Below are 7,045 nucleotides of genomic sequence, written 5' to 3' on the forward strand. Positions count from 1 at the left end.
AAACGCCCCAAAGACTCCTCCGAAAATGCGTTGCAGGTTTTCCAGAGGTACTGCTTGATCGAATCAGCGGTAAAATTCCGGCCTCGCCGGCAGGCGCCGCGCGGCGCTGATCTCCGCCTCCACGATGCGTATACAGCCCTCCGCGGTGGTGGCCAGGGGCCTTTCGCAGAACACCGGTTTCCAGTAATCAGTCGCTGTGCACCGCGGCCAGCTCGCCGCGGATAAACTGCATACTCTCGCGAATGGCCGGCAGCGGGTCCGGAGTCTGCCAGAGCCCGTCGAAAAAGGGCTCGAAAGAAACAAACCCCCGGTAACCGGAATCCAGCAGCTGGCGGGTCTGGCCAATGCTGTCCAGGCGGTCTTTCGGGCCGACAAACACCCGGTGAGCATCCAGCATATCGCTGAAGTCCACATTCCGGTCCTCCACTCCGGAGATATGTACCAGCCCGGTCATCTGCGGAAAAAATTCCGCCTCGCCGGCACCCGCATGGTGGAAGGTGTCGTGCACCAGGCCGAACCACCGCCCCTCGGCATCCAGCTCGCTGATGGCGTTCACCGCCAGCCGCTTGAAGCGCAGCGAGGAGACCGGAAAGCCCAGGGGCTCAATAAAACCGCGCAGCTGGTGTTTTTCCAGGAGATCCCGCAATCCCCGTAACGCCGAGTGCAGCGCCCGGGTCTTGTCCTCCAGCGGGGCCAGGTACTCCGCCGAATTCAGCGGACAGCACACCAGTGCCTCCGCACCGGCGGCGCTGGCGAGCTCGGCCAGCCGCTCAGCCTGCTCCACGCGCTCTGCGTCCCACTTATTGAAGGGATAGAGGGCGTTGACACTCAACACCCGGATGCCACGTTCCTCGGCGCGCTCCGCCACAGTGCGCGCGGTTTGCATGTCGCTCAGGCTGTTCTTGCGCACGTCGTTGCGCAGTTCCACCGCAGCCATGCCCAGCTCCGCCGCCGCATCGATCAGTTGCAGTGGGCTGAGGGTGGGACAGGCCATATGGTTCAGTGCGAATTTTATTGTGGAATCGTTCATCGCTTTCATCTCGCTGTGGGCCGACGCCCTAACTATTCTCCCCTCCCCCGCTTGCGGGGGAGGGGACTGGTGGCGCGAGTAGTTACCTGCCGCCTTACATCGTAGGCATCACGAAATCCGCACCCTCGCGAATGCCGGTGGGCCAGCGGCTGGTGATGGTTTTCAGTTTGGTGTAGAAGCGCACCCCCTCGGGGCCGTGCATATGGTGATCGCCGAACAGCGACGCTTTCCAGCCGCCGAAACTGTGGAACGCCATGGGCACCGGAATGGGCACGTTTACCCCCACCATGCCCACCTGGATCTGGTGCGCAAAGGCGCGCGCCGAGTCGCCGTCGCGGGTAAAGATGGCGGTGCCGTTGCCGAACTCGTGGTCGTTGATCAGCTGTACCGCCTCGGCGAAGTCCCTCGCGCGTACCATGGCCAGTACCGGACCGAATATTTCCTCGCGGTGGATTTTCATTTCCGGCTTGACGTGATCGAACAGGGTGCCGCCGATAAAGAAGCCACTTTCGAAACCGCTCTGCTGCATTTTGAACTCGCGGCCGTCCACCACCAGCTCCGCTCCTTCGGCCTCACCGGCATCGATATAACCGCGCACTTTTTCCAGGTGCTGTGCTGTCACCAGCGGACCCATTTCCGCCCCGGGGTCAGTACCCGGGCCGATCTTCAATGCCTGCAGCCGCTTCACCAGACGCTCCCGCAGTGCATCCGCGGTTTCTTCACCCACGGCCACCACAACTGAGATGGCCATGCAGCGCTCGCCGGCGGAGCCGTAGGCGGCGCCCATCAGCGCGTCCACGGTGTTGTCCAGGTCGGCGTCGGGCATCACCACCATATGGTTCTTCGCCCCGCCCAGGGCCTGCACCCGCTTGCCGTGGGCGGCGCCGGTGGCGTAGATGTATTGGGCAATGGGCGTGGAGCCGACGAAGCTCACCGCGGAAACTTGTGGGTGTTCCAGCAGCGCATCCACCGCCTGTTTGTCTCCCTGCACCACATTGAACACACCGGGGGGAAATCCGGCCTCGTTCATCAGCTCGGCGTAGAAAAGTGCCGCGGAGGGATCGCGCTCCGAGGGCTTCAGCACAAAAGTATTGCCGCAGGCCAGGGCCATGGGGAACATCCACATGGGCACCATGGCGGGAAAGTTGAACGGGGTGATGCCGGCCACCACCCCCAGGGGCTGACGGATGGAATGGCTGTCGATATTGGTGCCGACGTTTTCGGTAAATTCGCCCTTCAACAAATGCGGCGCGCCGCAGGCGAACTCCACCACTTCCAGGCCGCGGGTGACTTCACCCAGGGCATCCGAGTGGACCTTACCGTGTTCGGCGCTGATGATTTTTGCCAGTTCGTCGGCATTCTGTTCCAACAGGTCGCGAAAGCGGTTCATGATCCGCGCCCGCCGCAAGGGCGTGGTGGCGGCCCAAGCCGGGAAAGCCTTGCGGGCGGACTCCACCGCTGCTTCCACTTCGGCAACGGTGGAGAGGGCCACTTCGGCGGTCACTTCGCCGAGGGCGGGGTTGTAGACGGGGGCAAAACGCTCGCTGCAACTTTCGCTGATCCGGCCATCGATAAAATTGTGGATCTGATTCTTCACAGGGATTCTCCTCTTAAATGAACGTCGTGGGAGCCAGCCCTGCTGGCGAAACGGGTGTCGCAGCACCCCAATCGCCTACAGAGCAGACTCCCACTTCGCCCATCCTGTGGACATTCTTTAGAGATTTTCTTTCTGCCGCGCCTTGTGGGATTCGTAAACCTCCCGCGCCGCCACCACTTCCGCGCGCTCGGAGACTTCCGGCATCGCAACGTCCCACCAGGAGCCACCGTCTTTGGTATCCGCCAGCGGGTCCGTGTCCAGGCTGATCACGTAGGTGATATCGGAGGCGCGGGCGCGGTCCAGGGCGGCCTCCAGTTCGGCGATACTGCCCACCTGCTCGGCGCGGGCGCCGAGGGCCCTGGCGTGGGCGGCGAAGTCGGTTTTCGGCGCGCCGGCCTCAACGGTTTTGCAATCTTCCAGCAAATTGTTGAAACCCGGGCCGCCGCAGAATTGCTGCAGCCGGTGAATGCAGCCGAAGCCGCGGTTGTCCAGCACCACCACGATGATTTTGTGGCCCAGCATCACCGAAGTGGCGATCTCCGAGTTGAGCATCAGGTAGGAGCCGTCCCCCACCATCACGAAGACCTCCGAATCCGGCCGCGCCATCTTGGCACCCAGCCCGCCGGCGATTTCATAGCCCATGCAGGAGTAGCCGTACTCCACGTGGTAGCCGCGGTCGTAACGGGTGCGCCAGAGCTTCTGCAGTTCCCCGGGCAGGCCGCCTGCGGCACAGACCACGATATCCCTTTCGCCGGCGGCGCGGTTGACCGCACCCACCGCCTCGGCATCGCTGGGCAGTTCCCTGCCCTTGTCCGCGCAGGCGCGGTCCACGGTTTCATTCCACTGCGCCCGCAGGGAAGCACAGCGCTCTGTCCACGCCTTCTCCGGCCGCCAGTCGTGCAGGCCGGCGAGCAGTGCCGGCAGGGCCAGCTTGGCGTCGCCCACCAGCGGCTGGCTGCGGTGTTTCACCGCGTCGAAGGAGGCCACGTTGACACTGAGGATGCGCGCCTTCGGATTGATCATGGCGCGGGAGCCGGAGGCGAAATCCCCCAGGCGGGTGCCCACGGCGATAATCAGATCCGCCTCCGCCGCCAGCGTATTGGTGGAGACGGCGCCGGTGACGCCGATGCTGCCCATATTGCACGGGTGGTCCCAGGGCAGCGCGCCCTTGCCCGCCTGAGTCTCCCCCACGGGCAGTTGCAGCGCGGAGACCAGGTCGTCCAGTTCCGCCAGCGCGCCCGAGTAGTGGGCGCCGCCGCCGGCGATCAGCAACGGCTTTTTGCTGCCGCGGATCTGCGCCACTGCCTCTCCCAACTCCGTTGTGTCCGGGGCCTGGCGGCGCAGGCGGTGGACTTTTTCCGCGAACAAACTCTCCGGGTAGTCGAAGGCCATGGTCTGCACGTCCTGGGGCAGCGCCAGAGTGACCGGTCCGCACTCCACCGGATCGGTGAGCACGCGCAGCGCCTGGGGCAGCGAGGTGAGCAACTGCTCCGGGCGCGTAATGCGGTCGAAGAAACGGCTCACCGGCTTGAAGCAGTCGTTGGAGGTGAGGGTGTGGTCGTGGAAGTTTTCCACCTGCTGCAACACCGGGTCCGGCATGCGCGTGGCGAAGGTGTCGCCGGGCAGGAAGAGCACCGGCAGGCGGTTCACGTGCGCCACCGCGGCGGCGGTAACCATATTGGTGGAACCGGGCCCGGCGGATGCGGTGCAGGCCATCATGCGCCGGCGGTTGTCGGTCTTGGCGAAGGCGATGGCGGCGTGGGCCATGCCCTGCTCGTTGTGGGCGCGGTAGGTGGGCAGCTCTTCCTGCACCTGGTACAGGGCCTCGCCCAGCCCGGCCACGTTGCCGTGGCCGAAAATGGCCCAAACCCCGGCGAACAGGGGCTGAATTTCGCCGTCTACCAGCACTTTCTGCGCGGTCATGTATTTCACGACGGCCTGGGCCATAGTCAGTTTCAGCGTCTTGGCCATGGTTATTTTCTCTCTCCCCGCTGGCGCCACAGTTCAATCAGCTGGTGGTAGTTGTTCTTGATGCGCCGGACAAATTCATCGTCGTCGATATTGCCCAGCATCCACTCCCGGGAGGGCTCCATAAAGATGGTGCGCCCCACCGCGAATCCTTTGACCACCGGTTTGCCGGCAGCGCTGTTGAAGCCCGCCTGCAGTTGGTCCACGGGGGCCTCAAGTCCGAGGATCACCACGCCGCGGCAGTGGGGGTCGCGCTCTTTCAGCAGTGCTTCCACCGCATCCCAGCTTTGCGCCGCCAGGGGTGGCAGCTTCCACCAGTCGGGCTTGATGTCCAGGTTGTAGAAGCGCTTCAGCGCGCGGAGATAAAGTTCATCGTCCCTCGACTTGTCCGCCGGCAGTATCACCTCCAGCAGCAGCTCGTGGCCGCTCTGGCAGCAGGCGCGGTAGATTTCCCGCAGCTCCCGCTCCTGCTCCAGGCGCAGCTCGTCCCCGTCCTCCGGGTGGTAGAAAACCAGGCATTTGACGATCTGGTCCAGCGGCCAGCTCACCAGCTGGCTGCCGATATTGCCGTGCTCCAGGCGCAGCGGGCGCGAGCCCGGCAGTTCAATGGGCCGCGCCAGCCACCAGCCTCGGCCGCTGGCGGCGCTGAGCACATCCTGGCCGAAGGTACCGTCCACGAACAGGCCGAACCTGCCGCGGATACCGGCCTCTTCGATCACCTGCTCCGCAGCTTTAAAGATCAGTTTTTTCAGAGGCGGAATCACCGCCTTGTCCGCGCCGGTCTCCTGCGCCAGGGCCACCAGTTGGCTGCGGTGATCGAAGGCGATGATGTTCAGTTCGTCCCAGCGGCGCGCGCGGGTGGTGACCCGGTGCAGGTGGTTGAGGCGCGCGTCCAGGTCCGGGCGCGGCACCGATTCGGCGCGGCTCAGGTAGTCGTCCAGTTCCTCGCGGCTGGGCATGGCTGGCGCGCAGCCGTGGCGGGACACCACCAGCGCGCCGCAGGCGTTGGCGTAGCGGCAGCTCTGCTCCCAGCTCTCGCCGTTGAGGTAGCCGCGCAGCAGACCGGACATAAAGGCATCGCCGGCGCCCAGCACATTGAGCACCTCCACCTGCACGCCGAGCACGCTGATGCCCTCGTCCAGGTCGGCGGGAATCTGCCCCTCGAACACCGAGCAGCCCAGGGGGCCGCGCTTGCATACCAGCGTCGCCCCGCTCACCTCGCGCACCGCGCGCAGGGCCTCCAGGGTGTCAGTGCTGCCGCCGGCAATATGGAATTCCTCCTCGGTGCCCACAATCAGGTCGAAGTGGTGCAGTACTTCCTGCAGTTGGGCAGTCACCGCGGTGGATTCGATATAGCGGGTTTCGCCGTCCCCCGGATTGGTAAGCCCCCATAGCACCGGGCGGTAGTCGATATCCAGTATCCGCTTGAGGCCGTGGGTGCCGGCGTATTCCAGCGCGCGCAGCACCGCGCTGCGGGTGTACGGGTGGGACAGGTGGGTGCCGGTAATGGCCAGGGCACGGGCGGAGGCGATGTAGTCCTCGTCCACATCCGCGGGGGTGATGCCCATGTCCGCGCAGTTCTCCCGGTAAAAGATCAGCGGGAAGGTGTCTTTGTCCTTGATGCCCAGTATCACCAGGGCGGTGAGGCGCTCCGGGTCGGTGATCAGATGACTGGTGTCCACCCCAGCGCGCTCGAGCTCCTCGCGCACGAAGCGCCCCATATGCTCGTTACCCACCCGCGCGAGCATGGAACTGCGGATGCCCTGGCGGGCGGTGCCGTAGACCACGTTGCCGGAGGAGCCACCGAGGTACTTGGCAAAGGAGCCGGCGTCCTCCAGGTCGGCGCCGATCTGCTGGGCGTAGAGGTCCACCGCCACGCGGCCCATGCAGATCAGGTCCAGGGGTTTGCTGTCAGCTGGCATTCTTGTTGTCTCTCTCGGTCATCGAAACGGCTGTCGAGGGTGATTCTGTCGCAATGAAATATATATTTCAATATTTCATTTTGTGAAACTTTTTTGTTTTGCAGTCCGGTAGAAACGCGACCTGCTGAGAGTATCACCGCGCGAGGAGACCAGCTGTGCCCGCTATAGGAGCGGCGGGGCGGCCATCCGCCCATGGCCGCGATCGGCGCCCTGCGGAGCTGGAGCTCCGCGTTCCCGGGAAGCGTGCCGCGGGCCGCGATGATCTCTCAGGGCGCTTGAAAGTCCGATCGCGGCCAACGGCCGCTTCTCTAAAGCGGCCCCTGAAGTCAACCACTAATCTGGTTTTTGCACTGGACAGCTGTTACTGAGTTTCAGGCTTCTCTTCTCTAAAGCGGCCCCTGAAGTCAACCACTAATCTGGTTTTTGCACTGGACAGCTGTTACTGAGTTTCAGGCTTCTCTACGTGGTCGCCTTTGGCGCCGACAAGATGTAATCGGAGCGCGCAGCCTGTCATCTCCTACGCGGGGT

The 7,045-nt window shown here is 64.1% G+C and carries 4 protein-coding genes; all 4 read right to left on the minus strand.

What is annotated here, in order from left to right:
- Positions 1-187: 187 nt before the first annotated feature.
- Positions 188-1,030 (minus strand): TIM barrel protein, encoded by an 843-nt coding sequence (locus tag ACRC0P_RS03350; RefSeq protein ID WP_438628373.1) that lies wholly within the window; start codon positions 1,028-1,030, stop codon positions 188-190.
- 94 nt (positions 1,031-1,124) lie between these two features.
- Positions 1,125-2,627, minus strand: a complete 1,503-nt coding sequence (locus ACRC0P_RS03355) for a CoA-acylating methylmalonate-semialdehyde dehydrogenase (protein ID WP_438628374.1) — start codon at positions 2,625-2,627, stop codon at positions 1,125-1,127.
- Between the two features lie 117 nt (positions 2,628-2,744).
- Positions 2,745-4,598, minus strand: coding sequence for a 3D-(3,5/4)-trihydroxycyclohexane-1,2-dione acylhydrolase (decyclizing) (iolD, locus tag ACRC0P_RS03360; RefSeq protein ID WP_438628375.1), 1,854 nt, complete (start codon positions 4,596-4,598; stop codon positions 2,745-2,747).
- 2 nt (positions 4,599-4,600) lie between these two features.
- A complete protein-coding gene (locus tag ACRC0P_RS03365; protein ID WP_438628376.1) occupies positions 4,601-6,517 on the minus strand; it encodes a bifunctional 5-dehydro-2-deoxygluconokinase/5-dehydro-2-deoxyphosphogluconate aldolase in 1,917 nt (638 codons plus the stop codon).
- Between the last annotated feature and the right edge of the window lie 528 nt (positions 6,518-7,045).

Source organism: Microbulbifer sp., assembly GCF_051659245.1.
Taxonomy (GTDB): domain Bacteria; phylum Pseudomonadota; class Gammaproteobacteria; order Pseudomonadales; family Cellvibrionaceae; genus Microbulbifer.